The sequence below is a fragment of the Sinomonas sp. ASV486 genome, from assembly GCF_030908215.1.
In the GTDB taxonomy this organism is placed as follows: Bacteria; Actinomycetota; Actinomycetes; order Actinomycetales; family Micrococcaceae; genus Sinomonas; species Sinomonas puerhi.
Genome location: NZ_JAVFJK010000006.1, coordinates 131,896 through 154,897, shown reverse-complemented (window position 1 = coordinate 154,897; position 23,002 = coordinate 131,896). Strand labels below are relative to the sequence as shown.

The following is a 23,002-nucleotide window of genomic DNA, read 5'->3' as shown; positions in this document are numbered from 1 at the left end:
GGCACCGGAGGATTTAGCGATCCGGCCATGGCGGGGATATTCTGCCACTGGTCCAATTGTGCAGGGAGACTTCAGTGACCTTCATTTCCACCACCCGATCTGCCGACGTCGTTCTGATCGGCGGGGGCATCATGAGCGCCACCCTCGGCGCCTTCCTCAAGAAGCTAGAGCCCAGCTGGAGCATCGTCCTCTTCGAGCGCCTCGACGATGTGGGGCTCGAGAGCTCGGACCCCTGGAACAACGCGGGCACGGGGCACGCGGCGTACTGCGAGCTGAACTACTCGCCCCAGGCCAAGGACGGCTCGGTGAGCCCGGCGAAGGCGCTGGGGATCAACGAGGGCTTCCAGCTCTCGCGCCAGTTCTGGTCGCACCTCGTCAACGACGGCAGCATCGGCGCGCCGTCGAACTTCATCCACACGGTGCCGCACATGAGCTTCGTGATTGGCGACGCCCACGCGGACTTCCTCAAGGCCCGCTACGAGGCGCTCCACCCGAACGCGCTCTTCTCCTCGATGGAGTACAGCGAGGACCCTGCGAAGATCGCCGAGTGGGCACCGCTCGTCATGGGCGGCCGCGGCGCCGGCCGCGTCGCCGCCACCCGCGTGGCCGAGGGCACCGACGTCGACTTCGGCCGCCTCTCGAGGGAACTCGTCGGGTTCCTCGCGGGCAACGGAGTCGAGGTCAACTACGGCACCGACGTGACCAACCTCGAGCGCTCCCGCGGCGGCTGGAGCGTCGCGACCAAGCACAAGGCCTCGGGCGAGCGTGGCGGAATCCACGCCAAGTTCGTGTTCGTCGGCGCCGGCGGCGGTGCGCTGCACCTCCTTCAGGCCTCCGGGATCGCGGAGAGCAAGGGCTACGGCGGCTTCCCCGTCTCGGGCCAGTTCCTGCGCAGCACCGATGAGTCGGTTGCCGCCCAGCACAACGCGAAGGTGTACGGCCAGGCGTCCGTCGGGGCCCCGCCCATGTCGGTCCCGCACCTGGACACGCGCTACGTCAACGGCAAGCGCTCGCTCCTCTTCGGCCCGTACGCGGGCTTTTCGACGAACTTCCTCAAGAACGGCTCGCTCTGGGACCTCCCCGGCTCGATCCGCCTCGGCAACATCATCCCCATGCTCGCCGTCGGCAAGGACAACATGGACCTCACGGCCTACCTCATCAAGGAAGTCGCCAAGAGCCGCGATGCGAAGGTCCAGGCCCTGCGTGAGTACTTCCCCGAGGCCGCAGGCGACGGCTGGGAACTCATCACCGCGGGCCAGCGCGTGCAGATCATCAAGAAAAGCGCCTCCAAGGGCGGCGAGCTCCAGTTCGGCACCGAGGTCATCACGGCCCGCGACGGGTCGATCGGTGCCCTCCTCGGAGCCTCGCCGGGCGCTTCCACGGCCGTGCCGATCATGCTGGAGCTCATGCAGCGCTGCTTCCCGAAGAACTTCAAGGGATGGGAACCCAAGTTCAGCGAGATGATGCCGGGCTACGGCCTCAAGCTCAACGAGAACGCGGACCTCGCTGCCGAGATCGCCGCGGACACCGCGACGTCCCTCGGCCTCGCGGCCCCGGCCCGCTAAGGCGGTCCCTCCTCGGCCCGTGACCTCTTCAACGAGGACGCGGGCCGTTCGCTACCCGTCCACCTCTCCCCGGCTCGGCCGGGACCCCTGCGAAAGGGCCTCTGATGTTCCGGCTCGCCCGACTGTCCATGGCGAACAGGGCGCTGATCGCGCTCATCATGGTGTTCGCCTCGGTCTTCGGCGTCATCACTGCGGGAAGCCTCAAGCAGGAACTCATCCCGTCCATCGAGTTTCCCCAGCTCACGGTCGTCACGGCGATGGCCGGCGCGTCGCCGGACGTCGTGGACAAGCAGATCGGCCAGCCGCTGGAGAAGTCGCTCCAGGCCGTCGAGGGCCTCGAGAGCAGCGCATCGACGTCCCGCACCGGGGTCTCGACGATCCGCCTCTCGTTCCAGTACGGGACGAACCTCGACCGCGCGCGCAACCAGATCGACCGGGCGATCTCCAACGTGAAGTCCCAGCTGCCCGCCGATGCCTCGCCGAACACCCTCGCGGGCAGCATCAGCGACTTCCCGATCGTCTTCATCGCAGTCTCCTCGGACAAGCGGCTCAGCGAGCTCGACACCCAGCTGATCCAGCAGGCGGTCCCGAAGCTCACGAAGATCGACGGAGTCCGCAGCGTGGACGTGACCGGGGGCGCGACGCAGCACCTCCAGATCCAGCCGGACCAGGCGGCCATGGCGAGCCGCGGCGTCGACATCGGTTCGATCCGCACGGCCCTGCAGAACAGCGGTTCGCTCGTCCCGATCGGCACGGTGTCCGAGCAGGGCAAGACCCTCTCCCTCCAGGCCGGGAGCCCCGTCGACTCGACGGATGCGGTCAAGGGCCTGCCGCTCACCGGCGCGAAGCAGCCGACCACCATCGGCGACGTCTCAGCCGTCACGATCGAGGACGACGCCGCGACGTCGATCACCCGCACCGACGGCAAGCCCACTCTCGCGCTGTCCGTGACGAAGAAGCCGGAGGGCGACACCGTGGCGGTCTCGCACGCCGTGCGCGACGCGCTCCCCCAGCTGGCCTCGGACCTCGGCTCGAACGCGAAGATGACCGCCGTCTTCGATCAGGCGCCGTTCATCGAGAAGTCCATCCGCGACCTCGCGACCGAGGGACTCCTGGGACTCGGATTCGCCGTCCTGACGATCCTCGTCTTCCTCCTCTCCGTCCGCTCGACCCTCGTCACGGCCGTCTCCATCCCCCTCTCGCTCCTCATCACGTTCATCGGGCTGTACGCCTCGAAGTACTCGCTGAACATCCTCACGCTCGGGGCGCTCACGATCGCGATCGGCCGCGTCGTCGACGACTCGATCGTGGTCATCGAGAACATCAAGCGGCACCTGAGCTACGGCGAGGAGAAGACGACGGCGATCCTGGGCGCCGTGCGAGAAGTCGCCGCCGCAGTGACCGCCTCGACGCTCACGACCGTCGCGGTCTTCCTGCCCATCGCGTTCGTCGGCAACCTCGCGGGCGAGCTGTTCCGGCCGTTCGCGCTCACGGTCACGATCGCCCTGCTCGCATCACTCGTCGTCTCTCTCACGATCGTTCCGGTGCTCGCATACTGGTTCCTCGGGCACAAGTCACCCGGCGCCGTGAACCCCGCAGAAGTCGAAGCCCAGGCGCACGAGAAGGAGCGCCGCAGCCTGCTCCAGCGCGGCTATCTTCCGATCCTCCACAGGACCCAGAAGCACCCCGTCATCACGCTCGTGGCGGGCGCGCTCATCCTCGTGGGCACATTCGCCCTCACGCCGCTCCTTCCGACCAACCTCCTCGGCAACACGGGCCAGAACAACTTCACCGTGACGCAGAAGCTAGACCCGGGCACAAGCCTCGACGCGACGAGCACGGCCGCCGCGAAGGTCGAGGACGCGCTCCGCGGCATCGACGGGATCCAGACGGTCCAGGTCACGATCGGCAACTCCACGACCGGCTTCAGCGCCTTCCTCTCGTCCGGCGCCTCGAACGCGACCTTCACGGTCATCACGGACGAGTCCAAGGACCAGGCTGCGCTCCAGCAGCAGGTGCGCGACGCCGTCGGGCGCCTCAGCGGGGCCGGCACCGTCTCGGTGGGGAGCCAGCAGAGCGGTTTCGGCACGGCCTCGACCGTCGATGTGACGGTCAAGGCACCCGACTCCGCCGCGCTTGCGAAGGCCAACGACGCCGTCTCGGCAGCTCTCAAGGATGTCCCCGGCGCGACGGGCGTGACGAGCAACCTCGCCGCCGGCCAGCCTGTGGTCCAGGTGAAGGTTGACCGCGCGAAGGCCGCTGCCGCTGGCCTCAATGAGCAGCAGATCAGCACGGCGCTCGCCGCGACCGTGAGCCCGATTCCCGCGGGAACCGTGCGGATCGACACGACGGACTACCCGGTCCGCATCGGCAAGGGAACCCAGTTCCAAAGCATCGATGCCGTCCGAGCCATGCCGATCGCCGGCGCGCCGGGCGGGCTGACGCTTGCGCAGATCGCTTCCGTCACAGCCGTCGACGTCCCGGTGACGGTGACGAGCACGGCCGGACAGCGCACGGCGACAGTCTCCGTGACGCCCGGCGACACGAATCTCGGCTCGGTCAGCGCCGAGGTCACCAAGCGTGTGGCGGATCTGACGCTCGACGGCGGCGCGACGGCGTCCGTGGGCGGCGCGGCGAGCCAGCAGACCCAGTCGTTCCAGCAGCTCGGTCTGGCACTCCTCGCGGCCATCGCGATCGTCTACGTCATCATGGTCGCTGCCTTCAAGAGCCTCCTCCAGCCGCTGGTGCTGCTCGTCTCCGTCCCGTTCGCCGCGACAGGCGCGATCGTGCTGCTCCTCGCGACGCGGATTCCGCTGGGGCTGCCATCCCTCATCGGCCTGCTCATGCTCGTTGGCATCGTCGTGACCAACGCGATCGTCCTCATCGACCTCATCAACCAGTACCGGCGGCCGCACCGCGGCAGGCCCGCGCTGCCGCTCGCCGAGGCGATCGAACAGGGCGCGCGCCAACGACTGCGGCCGATCCTCATGACCGCGCTCGCGACGATCTTCGCGCTCACGCCGATGGCCCTCAGGCTCACCGGCGGCGGGGGCTTCATCTCGCAGCCGCTCGCCGTCGTCGTCATCGGCGGTCTGGTGTCCTCGACGACGCTCACACTCGTCCTCGTGCCCGTCCTGTACCGGCTTGTGGAGGGCCGGCTCGAGAAGAGCAGGCTCCTGCGCGGCCTGAAGCGCACCCCAGAGCTCCCGGCCGACGACGTCGATGACACAGACGAGGGCGATTGGACGACGGGTGCCGTGCCGAAGGTCACCGGACGGCGGGCCGCCAAGGCATAAGGCATAACGGACCCGGGAATGATCAGGGGACCTCACCCGTTGAGATAGATGCAAATGCATTTATCTCAATGTGCGGCAGCTCAGGGCAACCGCGTGAGGAAAGGTCGTTCCATGCAGTTCGGTATCTTCAGCGTCGGAGATGTCACCCTCGACCCGACGACCGGCCACATGCCGTCTGAGGGCGAGCGGATCCAGGCGATCGTGAAGATCGCCAAGCACGCCGAGGAGGTGGGGCTCGACGTCTTCGCGACGGGCGAGCACCACAATCCCCCGTTCTACCCGAGCTCGCCGACCACCCTCCTGGGGTACATCGGCGCGCAGACCGAGAAGATCATCCTCTCCACGACCACGACCCTCATCACCACCAACGATCCGGTGAAGATCGCCGAGGACTTCGGGATGCTCCAGCATCTCGTGGGCGGCCGCACGGACCTCGTGCTGGGCCGCGGCAACACAGCACCCGTCTACCCCTGGTTCGGCAAGAGCCCGCAGGACTCCCTCGAGCTGACGATCGAGAACTACGCGCTCCTGCGACGCCTGTGGGACGAGGAGACCGTCACGTGGAGCGGCAAGTTCCGCACCCCGCTGCACAACTTCACGGTCACGCCGCGCCCCCTCGACGAGGTGGCCCCGTTCGTATGGCACGGCTCCATCCGCACCCCGCAGATCGCCGAACTCGCCGCCTACTACGGCGACGGCTTCTTCGCCAACAACATCTTCTGGCCGAAGGAGCACTACATCCGCCTCATCAACCTCTACCGCGAGCGGTTCGAGCACTACGGGCACGGCACGGCGAGCCAGGCGATCGTGGGCCTCGGCGGCCAGTTCTTCATGCGCAGGAACTCCCAGGACGCCAAGCGGGATTTCCGCCCCTACTTCGACAACGCACCCGTCTATGGACACGGGCCATCGATGGAGGAGTTCACCGCGCAGACCCCGCTGACCGTGGGCAGTCCGGCCGAGTTCGTCGAGAAGACCCTCGCGTTCCGAGACTACTTCGGCGACTACCAGCGCCAGCTGTTCCTGGTGGACCATGCGGGCCTTCCGCTCAAGACCGTGCTCGAACAGCTCGACCTGCTCGGCGAGGTGCTTCCCGAGCTCAAGGCGGGCTTCGCCGAGGGGCGTCCCGCGGACGTCCCCGAGGGGCCGACGCACGCCGCGCGAGTCGCAGCCCGCAGCGCTGCCATGTCCGGGTCAGAGACGGCCGAGACGGACGCAGGCTCCGGGACCGGGTCGGCTGCGACGGCGTCCGCTGAGGCGACCGCCGGGGCGACGGCGCGGTGAGCACGCAGCCGGTGGCCGGCGCCGCTCCCGGGCCCGACACCGCGCCCTCGCTCATGGCAGCTCCGGCGCCTTCCCGCCCGGCGGCTCCCGGGCCCACACCCTCGGTGAAGGACGTCTCGGAGGCCTGGGAGTCGCTCTTCCGCGCCCAGGTGGCGGTGATGCGCCGCCTGCAGCGCGACCCGGCCTTCCGGAAGCTCGGCATGAATGCCTACGACGTGCTCTTCACCCTGAGCACGTGCGAGGGCGCGGGCCTTCGGCTCAACGAGCTCAACGACCACGTGCTGCTGGCCCAGTCCAGCCTGTCGAGGCTCGTCGAACGACTCGCCAAGCAGGGCCTCGTGGCGCGCGAGAGCTCGCCCGAGGACGGGCGCGGCGTCGTCGTGCGGCTCACGGACGAGGGCGCGCGGCTCCAGCGCGAGGTGGGGCGCGCCCACGTGAGGGAGATCCAGCGGATCATGGGCGACGCCCTCGACACTGGGGGGCTGGCCGAGCTGCGGGACCTCACCGAGCGCGTCCGCGCGCACGTCGTGGCCCACCACCCGCTCTGACCGCACCCCGCGACGTAGGGGTGCGGAGGCACAGCTCGCGAGCCCTCAGGCTAGGCGGACGGAGGCCCGGGGGTCCTCGAACGGAAGCTCGTCGGCCACGGCCGTGACGGTGAGCTTCTTGAGCACGATCCGCCCGCCGACGGTCGAGAGGAACGCCGTGTCCGCGGAATCCCGGCCGGCCGTGATGCGGACCATCGAGGCGCGCGGGGCGAGGCCCGTCGGGTCGATCACGTGCCACGCGCCGTCCACGTAGGCCTCGGCCACCGCATGGAAGTCCATGGGCCTCAGCCCGGGGGCATACACTGCCGCGAGCCGCGCCGGGACGTCCTTGGCCCGCAACAGCGCGATCGCGAGGTGGGCGAAGTCGCGGCACACACCGCGCCGGTGGAGGAGCGTCTCCACCGCACCGTCGGTGCCACGGGACGAGCCGCTCACGTAGGCGAGCTGGCGGTTGACCCAGTCACGGACCGCCTGGACGAGCTCAAGACCCCGGAGAGTCCCGAATTCGGCGTACGACGTGGGCAGGAGCCGGTCGCTCTCGGCGTACCTGCTGGGGCGCACGTAGCGGATCAGCTCGATCTCGTCGACGGGCTCCGGCTCGCTCGTTCCCTCGACGCGGGCCGTGTAGGCGACCTCGACGTGTGCGGGCTCGGGCAGCTCGAGCACGTGGAATCGCCCGCCGTGGCCGTCCAGCAGTTCCCGCGGTTCCACCGCCGCCCCGTCCGCGGTGACAACGAGTTCCTCCTCGAAGGACGTGTAGCCGGGGTGGCGGGCGACGGCAATCGCCATCGCCAGCTTGGTCTGTGCCGCGGTCGTGAACGACAGCTGGGCACCGACGGTGCGCTGCATGGGGCTCCAGTAGGGCTAGTTCTGGGTGAAGGTCAGCGACATGATCATGCGCTGCGCGTCCGCGAAGTCGCCCGAGTCGCGGACGTAGGCCGACGCCTGAGCTAGGGTATCGAAAGATTTGAGGGGCGCAACCTTCGCATCGGTTTGGGGGGGTGTGGCCGCGATGGTGTCGGCGAACGAGTAGCCGCCGATGCCCGCGGGACCGGGCACGACATTGACGAGCACGCACGCCTTGCCGTCCTGGGCGGAGGTGGCGAGGCCCGTGAGGCCGAACGTGCCGAAGAACTTGTAGCCCTGGATCACGCGGAACACGAACCGCGGCGTGATGACGTTCGGGCCATCCGCGAACGGCACTGTCACGGGAAGGCTGTTGAGCACTGAGTAGGCCTTGGCCTGTGCGGGGTCGCAGGTGGACGGCGCGGGCACCGGGAGGCCCGTGGCGAGCGCCGCGACGAAGGTCCCGTCCGCCTTCTTGACCTCCAGGCGCAGGGACCCAGCGGCCGCACCGGGAGCTGGATCGGTGGACTGGACGATCCATGCCGCGGGCAGATCGAACTTCACCTTCTTGGCCGGATCCGTATACGTCTTCCACTGGGCGCTCGTGGCGCCCGGCGAGGGCGTTCCCGACGACGCCGCGGGACCACTCGCCGTCGTGCCTCCCGCGCCCGGGCTGCCGGACGTCGGGCCGCCGGGTGCCGCCGACGACGACCCGCTCGGAACGCCAGTCCACACCGGTTCCGTGGAACCCGCGCCGCACCCGGCCAGAGCAACTGTGAGAACCGCGGCGACGGCGATCGCGGCGCCCGCCGCGATGACATGGTTGGCGGCTGCTGCCCGGTGTCCAGTCCAGTGTCCGGTCCAGTGTCCGGTTCGGTGTCCCGTGCGCGGTGCACTGTGGGGTGCACTTCGGGGCGTGACGTCCATGCCCCCACCCTAGCGAAGCGGGGCCCGAGTAGTCTTGCGCCATGCGCGAGGATCACAGGGACGCAAGGTCGGACGGCCAGGACGGCCAGGGCGAACAGGATGGCCCGGCCAGCCCAGACAGCACGGAATGGTCCGACGCCGAGTGGGAGGATGCCCAGGCGGCCTTGGACCTGCCGGCGCACGAGGTGGTCGACTGGCGCCTGCGCATGTTCTCGGTCTACGAACGGGTCCGGGCGGCGGCCAGCCCGCGCGAAGCCCACGCGCTGTGGCGGCGCGAGCGTGACGCACTCATGGGAACGCACCCCGCGTCGCCGCTCCTGTTGCGGGACCGTGCGGCGTTCACCGGCCTCTCGGTGGCCGACTACGATCCCGCGTACCGCTTCGAACTGCCACTCAGCCCCGGGGGCGCGGGGCAGGAGCGCCCCGTGCGGACCGGCACCGATGGCGTGGTGCCGTTCGTGCGGCTCGGAACCTTCGAGGTCCCGGGGATCGGTTCCGTCGCCGCGTGGCGGCATCAGGGCTACGGCGGCGGAATCTTCGTCCCGTTCCGTGATGCTACGGCGGGGAGGACGGGCGGTGGGGCGGGATCGTACGGGGCTGGCCGGTACCTCATCGACACGATCAAGGGCGCGTTCCTCGGAGTCGCCGAGGAGACGGCCGCACGGAACTCCGCTGCCCCGGACCGTGCGCACGACGGCGCGCGGCTGGGTCCGCGCTTCATCCTCGACTTCAACTTCGCGTACAACCCCAGCTGCGCGTACAACGAGGCATGGGCGTGCCCGTTGCCCGGGCCCGAGAACCGCGTCGAGGCTGAGATCCCGGTTGGCGAACTGTACGGGTGACCGGCCGGCGCGTGGCTGTGAATCCATGTGTGCCGTGACCCTACGCAATCCTGCTCCCCGCGCCACTATCGCTTCCGCAACGCCACTCCCCCGCGCCATGCCCCAGGCGGCCCCCGGGACATAGGATGTCCATTGTGACCGCCTCCCCCGCCCCAGCCGCACCCACCTCCGCACCTCCGCTCCGCATCGCCCGCGTGAGGCCGGCAGACGCCCCCAACGCACAGGAGTCCTTCTTCGTGGCCAGCGGCGCAGAGGACTTCGCCTCCCCCCACGGGCAGCGCTGGACCGTCGTGGAGACACCATTCCCAGGCTCGCCGGGCAACGCGGCCTCGCCGTCTCGCGCCGGTTGGGAGGCGGGCGCCGAGGTGACGCAAGACGCCTTCACCTTCCTCGCACCCTGCTCTCCGTCCAACGTCCTCGGCATGGCGCACAACACGGGGGCAGCTGGCCGAGCACTTCCCCCGCAGGCGTTCCACAAGGCCGCCACGAGCGTCATCGGACCGGGAGACGCCATCGAGGCACCGACGGGCGCCCGGGTCGAGCCCGAGTCCGAGCTCACGGTCGTCATCGGGGCCCTCGCTCGGCATCTGACCACCGAGAACGCCATGGAGGCAGTCCTCGGATTCACGATCGGCAACGACGTGACCGACCGGCTGGCACAAGGCCGCGACGAGCTCTGGATCAGCGCCAAGAGTGCTGACACGTTCACCCCGCTCGGCCCCTGGATCGTCACGCAGCGTCCGCACGATGATGCGGGGATCGGTGTGGGGATCGACGGCGCTCGGCTCCCGGGCGGAACGGTTGCCGATCTGGGATGGGGCATCGAGGAAATCCTCGTGTACGCGAGCTCGTTCATGACCCTGCATCCCGGGGACGTAATCCTCACCGGATTCCCCGGAACATCGGGCACCATCACCGCCGGGCAGCACGTTGAATGCCGCATCGACGGGATCGGCACGCTGACGAACAGCGTCGTCGCGGCACCCTAGGGGCGAACCCCCCGACGCGCGGCCTGCCACCACCAGACAGGGGCCCTTGCTGCCCGTTTGACAACGCAGTGTGATCGCTGCCATAGTCGTGGCGTGAACCTGTCAGACAGCCGTACACCCAGGCAGTCGGCTGGCCAGACCGCCCAGCGGCCGATTGTCCGTGTAGGCGCCGCCGAGGCCGTGCTCGCCGACCTGCGCGGCGACATCGAAGCGGGGGCGGTCCCCGTCGGCGCAAAGCTCCCCTCCGAGGCTGCGCTAGCTGCGCGGTACGGCGTTAGCCGCTCGGTGGTCCGCGAGGCCCTGCGGTCGTCCGCGGCACTGGGGCTCACCGAGACCCACACCGGCAAGGGCACGTTTGTGGTGTCTAGCCGGATTGCCGGCGACCTGGTCCTGGGACGGTACTCAGCGCGGGACCTCACCGAGGCGCGGCCCCACGTTGAAGTACCGGCCGCCGGGCTCGCCGCCCTCCGACGTACGGAGGAGGACCTGGCGACCCTCAGGGGAATCGTCGCCGAGACCGCCGTCGAAGACGAGCCTGCCAGAAGGGTCACCCTCGAGGCGGCCTTCCACGGCACCATCGCCAAGGCGAGCGGGAACCAGATCTTCGAGGACGTCCTCGCCGACCTCCGCGAAGCCTTGGCCCATCAGTCGGAGACGCTCAACCTGCTCGCCGACCGTCAGGCCGCCTCAGACAACGAGCACCAGGAAATCCTCGACGCCATCGAGGCAGGTTCGGCCGAGCGCGCCAGCGCCGCCATGGCCAAGCATCTTGCGGCCGTGGACGAGGCTCTCGGGCTCCTCGGACCCAACCCCTGACACCCGCTGGCGGCCACACAACCGGCCTATCGCCCCGCACTGCCCGGCGCCGTCGGGCCTCAACCCCGGCCGCACCGACCGCACGGACTCCTGACCACCGATCCCCTACCGTGAGCGAGCCATGATCCCTCCCGCATCCGCGGCACTCACCCTCCAGGACGCCGCAGCAGCGGCCCGCGCCGTCGCTGACTTCCCCGCCCACGTCCCTCTCGCCGCCCAGACCCGCGGCGGCATGATCGAGGGAGTGCACTACGGCAGCGTCGCCGCGACCGACGCCGATGGCGTTCTCCTGTGGGCGGCCGGAGCCGCCACCGCTCCCGTCTTCCCGCGCTCGGCGCTCAAACCCCTCCAGGCGGTTGCGATGGTCCGCGCAGGGCTGGCCCTCCCAGACGAGCTCCTCGCCCTCGCCGCCGCGAGCCATTCTGGCGCGGCCATGCACCGGGACGGCGCGCGCAGGATCCTGTCCCTCAACGGTCTCGACGAGTCGGTCCTCGCGAACACGGAAGACCTTCCGTATGGCATCCGCGAGCGCGAGGAGTGGCTCGCCGGTGGCGGGCACGCGGACCGCGTGTGCCAGAACTGCTCCGGCAAGCACGCTGCCATGGTCTCGGTGTGCGTGCTCAACGACTGGCCTCTCGAGGGATACCTCGATCCCGGACACCCGCTGCAGCAGCTCATTGCCGCGACCGTCGAGGAGCTCACGGGAGAGGTGCCCTCCCTGTGGACCACCGACGGCTGTGGCACTCCTCTCCCCGCCGTGAGCCTTGCGGGGATGGCCCGTTCCTACGGTCGCCTCGCCCGCGCCGCTGGCGGGACAGCCGAGGCTGCCGTTGCCCGTGCCATGACCACGCACCCGGAGATGGTTGCAGGAGCCGACCGTGACGTCACGCTCCTCATGCGGGCCCTTCCTGGAACGGTGGCCAAGGACGGCTTTGAGGGCATCCAGCTCGTGGGGCTGCCGGATGGCCGGGGCCTCGCCATCAAGATCTCGGACGGCGGCGATCGCGCCCGTCTGCCGATCACGGTCCGCGCCCTCGCCGCCCTCGACGTCCCCGAGGCGGCCCCTGACGGGCCGCTCGCGGCCCTCGCAACCCGCCCGGTGCTCGGTGGTGGCCGTCAGGTCGGCGTGTTCGCAGCGCTCGACGGCGCGTTCCCGGCCCCGGCCGTCTGATCCGTTCGCCTGTACCCCTGGCCGTCTGTACCCCTCGTCTCCTCTCTCCCTCACGCCCCCACCTCCTCCAGAAAGTGACCCCTATGGTCTCCCCCATGACCCCGACGACCGTTGCGAGCAGCACAGCGGCCCTCGCCACGATCGCCGTCGACGAGCCCGCCGGGTTCCGCACCGAGCACGATCTGCTCGGCGACCGCCGCGTCCCCACGGCCGCCTACTGGGGCGTGCATACCCTGCGCGCGATCGAGAACTTCCCGATCACCGGCCAGCCGCTCTCGACCAATCCCCATCTGGTTCGCGGACTCGCGGCCGTCAAGCTCGCCGCGGCCCGGGCGAACCGTGAGCTCGGCCTGCTCGACGCCGAGCGTGCGGACGCGATCGAGGCCGCCTGCCGGGAGATCCTGGACGGGGAACTGCTCCGCGAGTTCGTGGTTGACGTCATCCAGGGCGGCGCGGGGACGTCGTCGAACATGAACGCGAACGAGGTGATCGCGAACCGCGCACTGGAACTGCTCGGCCAGGAGAAGGGCGACTATGCGGCCTTGCACCCCAACGACCACGTCAACCTGAGCCAGTCGACCAATGACGTCTACCCCACTGCCGTCCGCATCGCGACGGTGATGGGCATCGACGATCTGCTGGCCGCGCTGAGTGAGCTCGAGGACGCGTTCGCAGCCAAGGCCACCGAGTTCCGCACTGTGGTGAAGATGGGCCGCACGCAGCTCCAGGACGCCGTGCCGATGACCCTCGGACAGGAGTTCGGCACGTATGCCGTGACGATTGGCGAGGACCGCGAGCGCCTGCGCGAATCCGCCGGGCTCGTCCACGAGATCAACCTCGGGGCGACCGCTATCGGCACAGGCCTGAATGCCCCCGCCGGCTATGCCGAGGCGGCGTGCCGCCATCTCGGCGGGATCACGGGACTGCCGCTCGTGACCGCCTTCGACCTGATCGAGGCGACTCAAGACATGGGCGCGTTCGTCCATCTCTCGGGGGTCCTCAAGCGCGTGGCGGTCAAGCTGTCGAAGATCTGCAACGACCTGCGCCTTCTCTCGTCGGGCCCCCGCGCGGGGCTCGCCGAGATCAACCTCCCGCCGGTGCAGTCGGGTTCCTCGATCATGCCGGGCAAGATCAACCCCGTCATCCCGGAGGTCGTCAACCAGGTGGCATTCGAGGTGATCGGCAACGACGTGACCATCACGCTGGCTGCCGAAGGTGGGCAGCTCCAGCTCAACGCGTTCGAACCAGTGATCGTGCACAGCCTGCACAAGAGCATCACGCATCTCACGGCCGCCTGCCACACGCTTTCCCGGCGCTGCGTCAGCGGGATCACCGCCAACGCCGCACGGCTGCGGGAGAGCGTTGAGCACTCGATCGGACTCGTGACAGCGCTGAACCCCTACCTCGGATACGCCGAATCGACGGCCATCGCGCAGGAGGCGCTTGCGAGCGGGCGCGGTGTCGCCGAGCTCGTCCTCGAGCGCGGGCTCCTCACCGCCGAGCGCCTCGAAGAACTGCTCCGGCCCGAGCGCCTGGCCAACCTGAGCGCCTAGAACCCGCCCAAGCCGCCGGTGGGCGGCCCGCCCGAGGCCCGCCCCTGATCAGCACCCCACTGATTCGCGCGGTTCCGTCTTCCCACTTCTGATTCCCGCCCGACCCCCTCGCACTCTGGTAACCCCCAGCCACCTCCATACCGAAAGGGACCCGATGTCCTCCCCCACGCCTGCTGCGCCCCAGAGCCCTCCAGACATCCCTGACCACCTCGAAGACCACGGCCACGCCCACGCGGCCGACCACGTCATCCACGCCGAGGACACCGGCTACCACAAGGGGCTCAAGGCCCGGCAGATCCAGATGATCGCCATCGGCGGCGCCATCGGCACGGGTCTCTTCCTCGGCGCTGGCGGACGGCTCGCGCAGGCTGGGCCGTCGCTCGTGCTCGCCTACGCGATCTGCGGTGCGTTCGTCTTCCTCATCCTGCGCGCCCTCGGGGAGCTCGTGCTGCACCGCCCCTCGTCGGGCTCCTTCGTCTCCTACGCCCGCGAGTTCTTCGGTGAGAAGGCCGCGTACATCTCCGGATGGCTCTACTGGATCAACTGGGCCATGACGACGATCGTCGACACCACCGCGGCGGCGCTCTACATGCACTTCTTCGGGAAGTACGTTCCGTGGATCGCTGCCGTCCCGCAGTGGCTGTGGGCCCTCATCGCGCTCGCACTCGTGCTCTCGCTCAACCTCGTCTCCGTCAAGGTCTTCGGCGAGATGGAGTTCTGGTTCGCGCTCATCAAGGTCGCGGCGCTCGTGGCGTTCCTCGCCGTCGGCGTCTACTTCGTGCTCTTCGGCACCCCGAACGGCGATCCCACCGGACTCTCCCTCATCTCGGACCACGGCGGCATCTTCCCGATGGGCATCGCCCCGATGATCCTGCTCATGCAGGGCGTCGTGTTCGCGTACGCGTCGGTCGAGCTCATCGGAACGGCAGCCGGAGAGACCAAGAACCCCGAGAAGATCATGCCCCGCGCCATCAACGCGGTCGTGTTCCGGATCGCGGTGTTCTACGTCGGCTCGGTGATCCTCCTCTCGCTCCTCCTGCCCTACACCGCGTACCAGAAGGGCGTGAGCCCCTTCGTGACGTTCTTCGGATCGATCGGGATCCAGGGCGTGGACGTCATCATGAACCTCGTCGTCCTCACCGCGGCCCTCTCCTCGCTCAACGCCGGCCTGTACTCGACCGGCCGCATCCTGCGGTCGATGGCGGCCGCGGGCTCGGCACCGAAGTTCGCGCTGCGCATGAACAAGGCCGGCGTTCCCTACGGCGGCATCGCCATCACGGCCGTCGTGTCGCTGCTCGGTGTGCCGCTGAACTACCTTGTGCCCTCCGACGCGTTCGAGATCGTCCTCAATGTCGCGTCTGTCGGGATCATCTCGACCTGGGCGACCATCGTGCTGTGCCAGATGCAGCTGGCGCGGTGGGCGAGGAAGGGCTGGACGGTGCGCCCGTCCTTCCGTATGCCCGGTGCGCCCTACACGGGGTACGTGACGCTCGTCTTCCTCGTTGTGGTACTCGTCATGGTCCTCATCGACTCGCCGTGGACCCTCCTGGCCACGGCGGTGGCGTGCGTCCTCATGGTGGCAGGGTGGTACGCGAGCCGCGAGCGCATCCACGAGATCGCCGAGGCACGCGACGGGTTCACCGGCGCAGCCCCCGTGATCGCGAACCGCCCGCTGCCGGGACGGTCCGAGTAGTCACCGCTGGGCCACAGCGCGTCCACAGCGTCATCGTGAGAGGCTGAAGGCATGGACAACCCGCAGACACGGTCCCAGGACCCTGAGGCAGGCGTGCTCATCGCGCCGGTGCTCGGGGCCCTCGGCCGTCTCCCCGGCCTTGCCGCGGGGGCGCTGGGCCGGGCGTGGCGGACGCCGCTCATGCGGCAGCTCGTGCGGTTCACGGGCGTGGGGCTGGTCTGCACGGTGACGTCCCTCGCGCTGTACGCGCTGTGCCGGCCGACCCTCGGCTCCCAGGCCGCGAACGCCGTCGCCCTCATTCTCACGTCGGTCATGAACACCGCGCTCAACCGGCGCTTCACCTTCAAGCTGCGCGGGTCCTCGAAGCTGGCCCAGGACCACCTCAACGGCCTCGTGGCCATGGCTGTGGCCCTCGTGCTCACGGCCGGAAGCCTTGCCGGCCTCCATTGGGTGGACCCCTCGGCATCCGTCGCGACCGAGCTGTGGACGACGACGATCGCAGGCTGGCTCGCGACCGCCGTGCGCTTCAGCCTCCTGCGGCACTGGATCTTCCGCCGCGCGCGCAACGCCTGATACGGCCGCTGACGCATGACGACGCCGCGCACCTCGCGCTGGCTTCCTACCTTCGGGCGATCCCGGTGACAGCGGCGTAGGCGTCGCGGAGGGCGGATGCGGTCTGATCGAGGTCGTCGGCACCGACTGATGCCGGGAGTGTGAATCGAACGGCCGTCTGTGCGGTCTCGGGGTTCAGGCCCATCGCCAGGAGCACGTGTGAGGGATCGCTCGAGCCCGCCGCGCACGCCGACCCTGAGGAGCACACGATCCCGCGCCGCTCGAGCTCGAGGAGGACCGACTCGCCGCTCACCCGAGGGAAGCAGAAGGACGCGCTGCCCGGGAGCCGCTCCGAGGGGTGGCCGGTCAGGAGCGCATCCGGCACGAGTTCGATGACCCGTGCGATGAAGGCGTCGCGGAGCTCTGTGAGGCGAGCCGCCGACGTCATGCGTTCCGACTCAGCGAGCCGCAAGGCGGTGGCGAGCGCCACGGCCCCGGCAACGTTCTCGGTGCCGGACCGGAGACCGCGTTCCTGTCCGCCTCCGTCGATGACGGGCTCGAGTGCAAGCCGTCCGGCGGCGTACAGCGCACCAACGCCCTTGGGCGCGCCGATCTTGTGCCCGGAGACCGAGAGCGCGTCGACCCCGAGCGCCTGAACGTCAAGCGGCAGCCATCCGGCGGCCTGGACGGCGTCGGTGTGGAAGGGCACCCCGGCTGCGCGGGCGACGGCGGCCAGCTCGGCAACGGTCTGCACCGTCCCCACCTCGTTGTTCGCGTACATGACCGAGACGACGGCGGTTTCCGGGCCGACGACGGCGGCCAGCGCATCAGGCTCGACCCGCCCGAGAGCGTCGACCCCCACCTCGTCGACGGTGAAGCCGTGCAGCCGCGCGAGAGCCCGCGCGGACTCGAGCACCGCCGGATGCTCGATCGAGCTGACCGCGAGCCGAGCGCGCCCGGCGCCGGCAGCCCGCCTGCCCAGCGCGATCCCCTTGACCGCGAGGTTGTCCGCCTCGGTCCCCCCGGACGTGAACGTGACCTCGGACGGCCGGCAGCCCAGCAGACCCGCCACCTCCGCGCGGGCTCCCTCGAGCGCGTCACGTGCCCGCGCACCGAGCTCGTGGTGGCTCGAGGCGTTCCCGAAGTCGCCCGTGAGGTACGGCCACATGGCTTCGATGACCTCGCGGCGCACGGGGGTGGTCGCGGCAGCGTCGAGGTAGATCACGCCGGGTCCGCCTCCCCGCGGTCGATCACAATGTCCAGCCCTAGGTCGAGGTTCACCACGGAGTGCGTGACGGCGCCCACAGAGATGACGTCGACACCGGTCGCCGCGATTCCGGACACCGTGTCGAGGTTAACCCCGCCGCTCGCCTCGACGATGGCCCGCCCGTCGATGAGTGCAACGCCCGTGCGGAGGTCGTCGAGGCTGAAATTGTCGAGCATGATCGTGTCCACGCCGGCCGCGAGCACCGGCTCGATCTGCTCGATCCTGTCCACCTCGACCTCGAAGTGCGTCGTGTGGCCAAGACGCTCACGCGCGGCCCGGAGCACTCCGGTGAGGCGCGAGGCGTCGCCCCCCGTCAGCACGGCGAGGTGGTTGTCCTTGGCCATGACCGCGTCGGAGAGGCTGAAGCGGTGGTTGCGGCCTCCGCCGCAGCGTACGGCGTACCGTTCGAGCTCGCGCAGTCCCGGCGTGGTCTTGCGCGTGTCGACGATGCGGGCCTTCGTACCTGCTGTGAGGGCAACGTACCGGGCAGTGAGAGCCGCAATCGCGCTCATCCGCTGCACGAGGTTGAGCACCACACGCTCGGCCGTGAGGATCGCCTGCGCGCGTCCGGTCACCCGCGCGAGGACGGCGCCGGCGTCGAAGGGCTCTCCCTCGGCGACGAGAAGCTCGGTGCGGGCGGAGCGGTCGTGGAACCGGAACCCGGCCTCGACGATCGGTCCTCCCGAGAACACGCCGGGCACCCGGGCGCGCAGCTCCGCGGTCGCGCTGGCTTCGGCCGGGATGAGCAGCAGCGACGTGAGGTCACCGCTCGGGGCGTCCTCGGCGTACGCTGCCTCGAGCACGCGGCCTACCGCGGCTTCCGGGAGCGGGATGGGCGCTACACGGGCTGGAAGCCCTGAGGGATGCTGCACGACTTCTACTGTCCCCGCTGTCTTGATTGTCTGGGTCGGAGCTATCTGGGCCCGGGCTGTCTGGGCCGTGATGTGCACTGTCATCTCAGGCGCTCCTCCCTGCCAGGGCTGGCTGGGGCGCGCGCCGGGACGGACGCGGCGACGCGTTCCGGGAGGGCTTCCCGACCGCGCGCACCACGTCGATCCGCCCCTCTGCGCGCACGTCGCCGCGGCCCCGGCCGTCCGGGCCCGGCGCAGGGAAGCGGCGCTCTGGGAAGTCGAGACGGTAGTGGGCGCCGACGGATCCCTCGCGGTGCGCGGCGGCCTCCGCGAGCAGCCGACCGAGGACCAGGAGGTGGGCGGTCTCGGGCTCGTCCGAGGTCCAGCCGCCGAGCGTGCGTGAGAGCCGCGCGAGGCCGCGGCCATCGCGGATCACGCCTCCGTCGAGCTGCATCGCGTCGGCGAGCCGGGCATGCCCCGCCAGGCCGGCCAGAACCTCGGCATCGGCGCCAGGGGCCACGTTGACCTGGAGCGGATCGGCTGCGCGCACGGGACCGCCCCAAGCCTGAGCGTCCCCGGCCAGCGCGTGGCCCACGGCGCGGCCAGCGAAGACAACGCCTTCGAGCAGCGAATTCGAGGCGAGGCGGTTGGCCCCGTGGACCCCGGTGCACGCTGCCTCGCCCACGGCGTACAGGCCGGGGACGCTCGTGGCGCCGTTCACGTCCGTCGCGACCCCGCCCATCCAGTAGTGGGCGGCCGGCCCGATGGGAAGCGGTTCGCGCCGCCAGTCGTACCCCGCATCCCGGACCATCGCGTTCAGCGTCGGGAAGCGTTTGGCCAGGAGGCCCTCGCCGTGGTCCGCTTCCAAAGCGGTGGCGTCAAGGTAGGCCTGGCCGCCTCCGGCGCGCGCGTGCAAGGCCATAGCGCGGGAGACGGCGTCGCGCGGCGCCAGCTCCGCGAGGGGGTGGTAGTCGCCCACGAAACGGTGGCCCGCCGCATCGCGGATCACTGCGCCCTCGCCTCGGACGGCCTCGGAGATGAGAGACGACCGCAGAGTTCCGTCCGGCCCCACGATCTGCAGGGCCGTGGGGTGGAACTGGTAGAACTCGAGGTCCCTCAGCACCGCCCCTGCCATGAAGGCGAGCGCCGCGCCGTCGCCCGTTGCGACGTCCGGGTTCGTGGTCTGGGCGTAGAGCTGGCCTGCTCCCCCGGTGGCGAGGATCACGGCGTCCGCCGCTACTGTGCGGCAAGCCGTCCGAGCGCCCTCGGCCGCGCCACGCGGGGTGTAGGCAACGCCGGTGACGGCACCGGCGTCGATCAGGATCTCGGTGGCCATCGCGTCCTCGAGAACGGTGACGCGCCCGGTCGCCTCAAGCTCGCGGACCCGGGCGATGAGGGCTCGGGTGATGCCCGCGCCGCTGGCATCGCCGCCCGCGTGGAGGATGCGCGGGAACGAGTGGGCGGCCTCGAGGCCGAGGAGGAAACGGCCATCGGTGCCACGGTCGAACACGACGCCGCGCGCCGCGAGCTCCAGCACGCTCTCTGCAGCGGCCCGGCACATCTGCTCAATGGCTGGGCGCGACCCCACTCCGGCACCGGCGGAAACCGTGTCGGCGACGTGGCTGACCAGGCTGTCGCCGGGGGTGCGCTGGCCCTCGGGCAGCACGGCTGCATAGCCGCCCTGCGCGAGCATGCTGTTGCTGTCGGCGAGCCGGGCCTTCGTCAGGAGCACGACGTCGGCGCCCGTCACCTCGGGCGATACCGCCCCGGACGAGGTTCCGCTGGCCGTGGCAGCGGTGATCGCCGCCGTCAGCCCCGCGACACCGCTCCCTACGACGACGAGGCGCCGGGACGCCCGCCGGGGCTGGCTCACGGCCGCGCCGCCAGCATCCGCTCGAGCGCGACGCGCGCCGTTCCGGCGACGTCGGCCGGGACTTCGATGCGGTTGCGCACCTCGCCCTCGGCAAGGCCCTCGAGGACCCAGGCGAGGTAGCCGGGGTGGATCCGGTACATCGTCGAGCAGGGGCAGATCACGGGGTCGAGGCAGAAGATGGTGTGCTGCGGGTACTCGGCGGCGAGCCGGTTGACGAGGTTGACCTCGGTGCCGATGGCGAAGACGGTCGGCTCGGCTGCGGCCGCGATGGCCTTGCGGATGTAGTCGGTCGAGCCGTACTCGTCCGCGGCGTCGACGACCTCCATGGGGCATTCAGGGTGCACGATGACCCGCACGCCCGGGTACTCGGCGCGCGCCTTCTCGATCTGGGCGACGTTGAAGCGGCGGTGCACGGAGCAGAACCCGTGCCACAGGATCACGCGCGAGTCCCGGAGCGTCTGCGCGTCATTGCCCCCGAGCGGCTTGCGGGGGTTCCACATCGGCATGTGCGACAGCGGCACGCCCATGGCCTTGGCCGTGTTGCGGCCGAGGTGCTGGTCCGGGAAGAAGAGGACCCGCTGCCCACGCTCGAACGCCCAGTCGAGCACCGTCGCCGCATTCGAGGACGTGCAGACAATCCCACCGTGCTCGCCGCAGAAGCCCTTGAGCGCGGCGGAGGAGTTCATGTAGGTGACGGGGATGACCGGAACGCGGCCATCGGCGTCGGGGTCCGTGCCGAAGAGCTCCTCGAGTTGGGCCCAGGCCTGCTCGACCGAGTCGATGTCCGCCATGTCCGCCATCGAGCAGCCCGCGGCGAGGTTCGGCAGGATGACGGCCTGGTCCCCCCGCGAGAGGATGTCCGCGGTCTCGGCCATGAAGTGCACCCCGCAGAACACGATCGCCTCGGCGTCCGGCCGGGTGAGCGCCGCGTTGGCCAGCTGGAAGGAGTCGCCCACAAAGTCCGCGTGCTCAACGACCTCGTCCCGCTGGTAGAAGTGCCCGAGCACGACGACGCGCTCGCCGAGCGTTTCCTTGGCTGCGACGATCCGGGAGTGGAGCTCCGCCTCCGAGGCGTCCTTGTACTCCTGCGGGAGCTGGCCCTGCCGTGGCGTTGCGGCCGGAGCCGTGTCCGCGCTCGAGGCGCCGGGGCCGTAGGCGGGCATCCCTGCGAGCGCCTCCGCGGCGTCGAACTCCCAGGGGCCCTTGGCGAGGTCCGCCCCGCACGTGCTGGCGCCGGCATCCGTGAGCGGAATGAGGCTGATGGCGGTGGCAACAGAGGTCATGGGGTGCTCCTGGTGGATGCGGTCAGGTCGGAGGGGGTGGAAACAGGACGGGGCTGCGGTGCTGGACGCGGCCGTTGTGCGGAAAGCGCCTCCGGCGCGGAACCCAGCAGGGGCGGCGCGGTGGTCGTATCGATGGCTCCCCGGGCTCCGGTGTAACGGTAGAGCCGCGGGGGCCGGTGCCGGCCGCCCTCCAGGACGTGCTCGGTCGGCTCGATCTCCGCCATCCCCTTGAGCTGGCGGCGGAAGTTGGCGGGGTCGAGCGGTTTGGCGAGGATGGCCTCGTAGACCTCGCGGAGCTGCGCGAGGGTGAACGTCTCGCCGAGGAAGTGATAGGCGATCTGGGCGTACTCGAGCTTGCTGCGCAGCCGCCACAGGGCGTAGTCGACGATGTCGCGATGGTCGAAGGCAAGCCCACCGTCGCCCGAGCCGGCTGTGTCTGCACCGTCTTTGTCTGCACCAGCAGAGTCTGCGCGGTGCCACGCAACGTTCCCCGTCGCTTCCCCGGCACCGAGGAGCTCGGCCTCGGTCGGCCGGACGAGCGCCCAGTAGACGATCGACACGACGCGCTGGCTCCCCCGATCGGGCCGGCTCGAGCGGTTGAGGCCACCGAACGCGTAGAGCTGCTCGAGGTACTCGGGCGCGAGCCCTGTGGTCTCCTTGAGGTTGCGTCGGGCCGCATCCTCCAATGACTCGGTAGAGGTCAGCGGGCCGCCGGGGAGCGCCCACTGGCCTTTGAACGGCTCCTTGACGCGCCGCACGAGCGGGATCCAGAGGGTCGGGCGCCCTTGGCTGGCCTCGCCCCGGGCGCGGTCCGGAGTGAGGGCGAAGATCACCGTGGAAATGGCCAACGACGGCGGCAACTGCGCCCGCTCCGCCACATTGGCGCCGTGCGGCGCGGCAGGTCGCAGCAGCGTCGGGTCGAAGATCCCGCCCATGCGCACCTCCCGATACCGCGTGCCGGTTCACCAGGGCCAAGTTCATCGCTAGGCAACAAGTTCACCGCTAGTTAAAGTCAGTTTGACTCTAAGTCATGATACGCCTAGCCCGGGTCCGAAGACAAAAGGTGACGTAGCGGCGGGGTTGCGCCTCAGCTCTCCGCGGAGGCCTCGAGCAGCGGGAGGGTGCGGCCCTCGAAGTGGGTGTTGAGGACGATCACCGACGACGAGCGGACCACGGCCCGGGTCGCCGTCACGGCATCCAGCACCCGCTGCAGGTCCGAGTTGGAGCGTGCCGCGACGCGGGCCATGAGGTCACTGTCGCCCGAGACCGTATGCACCTCGAGGACCTCCGGGATCTCAGCGAGAGCCGACGCCACGGCGTCGTGCCCGAAGTCCTGGTTGATCGTCAGCGAGCAGAAGGCGACCACCGGAAACCCGAAGGCCTGCGGCTCGGGGTGTGGCGCCCACTCGCCGATCACTCCATTGGCGACCATGCGGTCGAGGCGGGCCTGCACCGTGGCGCGGGCCACCTTGAGGATGCGGGACGCCTCGAGCACGTTCATGCGCTGCTCGTCGGTGAACAGGCGGACGATCTTCGCGTCGAGCTTGTCGACCTTCATGCAAGCCTCCAGATGGTCGCAACGGCGTTGGTCGTATGCTACAGATTGATGATCGCTCCCGCATGTACTGCGCATTCTGCCATGCCGT

19 protein-coding genes are annotated in these 23,002 nt (G+C 69.8%); 11 read left to right on the top strand and 8 right to left on the bottom strand.

What is annotated here, in order from left to right; translation table 11 throughout:
- The first annotated feature begins 74 nt into the window (after positions 1-74).
- From RBS60_RS10495 to RBS60_RS10480, 4 genes are all read left to right on the top strand, one after another.
- Positions 75-1,565: a malate:quinone oxidoreductase gene (locus tag RBS60_RS10495; protein ID WP_307957503.1), complete on the top strand. Its 1,491-nt coding sequence runs from the start codon at positions 75-77 to the stop codon at positions 1,563-1,565.
- 104 nt (positions 1,566-1,669) lie between these two features.
- Entirely contained in the window at positions 1,670-4,861 is a 3,192-nt protein-coding gene (locus RBS60_RS10490; RefSeq protein ID WP_307957502.1) for an efflux RND transporter permease subunit, read from the top strand.
- A gap of 111 nt (positions 4,862-4,972) precedes the next feature.
- Positions 4,973-6,145 carry a CE1758 family FMN-dependent luciferase-like monooxygenase gene (locus tag RBS60_RS10485; RefSeq protein WP_307957501.1) on the top strand — a complete coding sequence of 391 codons (1,173 nt, stop codon included), beginning with the start codon at positions 4,973-4,975 and terminating at the stop codon, positions 6,143-6,145.
- Between the two features lie 53 nt (positions 6,146-6,198).
- Positions 6,199-6,693 carry a MarR family transcriptional regulator gene (locus RBS60_RS10480; RefSeq protein WP_307957636.1) on the top strand — a complete coding sequence of 165 codons (495 nt, stop codon included), beginning with the start codon at positions 6,199-6,201 and terminating at the stop codon, positions 6,691-6,693.
- Between the two features lie 45 nt (positions 6,694-6,738).
- Here RBS60_RS10480 and RBS60_RS10475 read toward each other — a convergent pair whose 3' ends face one another.
- Positions 6,739-7,542 carry a transglutaminase family protein gene (locus RBS60_RS10475; RefSeq protein ID WP_307957500.1) on the bottom strand — a complete coding sequence of 268 codons (804 nt, stop codon included), beginning with the start codon at positions 7,540-7,542 and terminating at the stop codon, positions 6,739-6,741.
- Positions 7,543-7,557: 15 nt separating this feature from the next.
- The gene (locus RBS60_RS10470; RefSeq protein ID WP_307957499.1) at positions 7,558-8,466 is read right to left on the bottom strand and encodes a hypothetical protein; all 909 of its coding nucleotides are present in this window, start codon (positions 8,464-8,466) and stop codon (positions 7,558-7,560) included.
- A 206-nt stretch (positions 8,467-8,672) separates the two neighbouring features.
- Here RBS60_RS10470 and RBS60_RS10465 point away from each other — a divergent pair, with 206 nt between their 5' ends.
- From RBS60_RS10465 to RBS60_RS10435, 7 genes are all read left to right on the top strand, one after another.
- The gene (locus RBS60_RS10465; protein WP_307957635.1) at positions 8,673-9,308 is read left to right on the top strand and encodes a DUF1684 domain-containing protein; all 636 of its coding nucleotides are present in this window, start codon (positions 8,673-8,675) and stop codon (positions 9,306-9,308) included.
- Between the two features lie 134 nt (positions 9,309-9,442).
- Positions 9,443-10,297, top strand: a complete 855-nt coding sequence (locus tag RBS60_RS10460) for a fumarylacetoacetate hydrolase family protein (protein ID WP_307957498.1) — start codon at positions 9,443-9,445, stop codon at positions 10,295-10,297.
- A 93-nt stretch (positions 10,298-10,390) separates the two neighbouring features.
- Positions 10,391-11,113 (top strand): FadR/GntR family transcriptional regulator, encoded by a 723-nt coding sequence (locus RBS60_RS10455; protein WP_307957497.1) that lies wholly within the window; start codon positions 10,391-10,393, stop codon positions 11,111-11,113.
- Between the two features lie 121 nt (positions 11,114-11,234).
- Positions 11,235-12,284 (top strand): asparaginase, encoded by a 1,050-nt coding sequence (locus RBS60_RS10450; RefSeq protein WP_307957496.1) that lies wholly within the window; start codon positions 11,235-11,237, stop codon positions 12,282-12,284.
- Between the two features lie 95 nt (positions 12,285-12,379).
- Entirely contained in the window at positions 12,380-13,837 is a 1,458-nt protein-coding gene (locus RBS60_RS10445; protein WP_307957495.1) for an aspartate ammonia-lyase, read from the top strand.
- Between the two features lie 154 nt (positions 13,838-13,991).
- Entirely contained in the window at positions 13,992-15,530 is a 1,539-nt protein-coding gene (locus RBS60_RS10440; RefSeq protein WP_307957494.1) for an amino acid permease, read from the top strand.
- A 51-nt stretch (positions 15,531-15,581) separates the two neighbouring features.
- Positions 15,582-16,103, top strand: coding sequence for a GtrA family protein (locus RBS60_RS10435; protein ID WP_307957493.1), 522 nt, complete (start codon positions 15,582-15,584; stop codon positions 16,101-16,103).
- Between the two features lie 46 nt (positions 16,104-16,149).
- Here the strand turns inward: RBS60_RS10435 and RBS60_RS10430 are convergent, their stop codons facing one another.
- The 6 genes from RBS60_RS10430 to RBS60_RS10405 all read right to left on the bottom strand — a co-directional run bounded on the left by RBS60_RS10430 (position 16,150) and on the right by RBS60_RS10405 (position 22,914).
- Entirely contained in the window at positions 16,150-17,307 is a 1,158-nt protein-coding gene (locus RBS60_RS10430; protein WP_307957492.1) for a cysteine desulfurase family protein, read from the bottom strand.
- Positions 17,304-18,305 (bottom strand): carboxylating nicotinate-nucleotide diphosphorylase, encoded by a 1,002-nt coding sequence (nadC, locus tag RBS60_RS10425; protein ID WP_307957491.1) that lies wholly within the window; start codon positions 18,303-18,305, stop codon positions 17,304-17,306. The genes RBS60_RS10430 and nadC overlap by 4 nt, the downstream gene beginning before the upstream one ends.
- Before the next feature lies 1 nt (position 18,306).
- Entirely contained in the window at positions 18,307-20,073 is a 1,767-nt protein-coding gene (locus RBS60_RS10420; protein ID WP_307957490.1) for an FAD-binding protein, read from the bottom strand.
- Entirely contained in the window at positions 20,070-21,356 is a 1,287-nt protein-coding gene (gene nadA, locus RBS60_RS10415) for a quinolinate synthase NadA (protein ID WP_307957489.1), read from the bottom strand. The genes RBS60_RS10420 and nadA overlap by 4 nt, the downstream gene beginning before the upstream one ends.
- Complete coding sequence (locus RBS60_RS10410) at positions 21,353-22,291, bottom strand: NrtR DNA-binding winged helix domain-containing protein (RefSeq protein ID WP_307957488.1); 939 nt, start codon at positions 22,289-22,291, stop codon at positions 21,353-21,355. Before RBS60_RS10410 ends, nadA begins: the two co-directional genes overlap by 4 nt.
- A 152-nt stretch (positions 22,292-22,443) precedes the next feature.
- Positions 22,444-22,914, bottom strand: coding sequence for an Lrp/AsnC family transcriptional regulator (locus tag RBS60_RS10405; protein ID WP_307957487.1), 471 nt, complete (start codon positions 22,912-22,914; stop codon positions 22,444-22,446).
- Between the last annotated feature and the right edge of the window lie 88 nt (positions 22,915-23,002).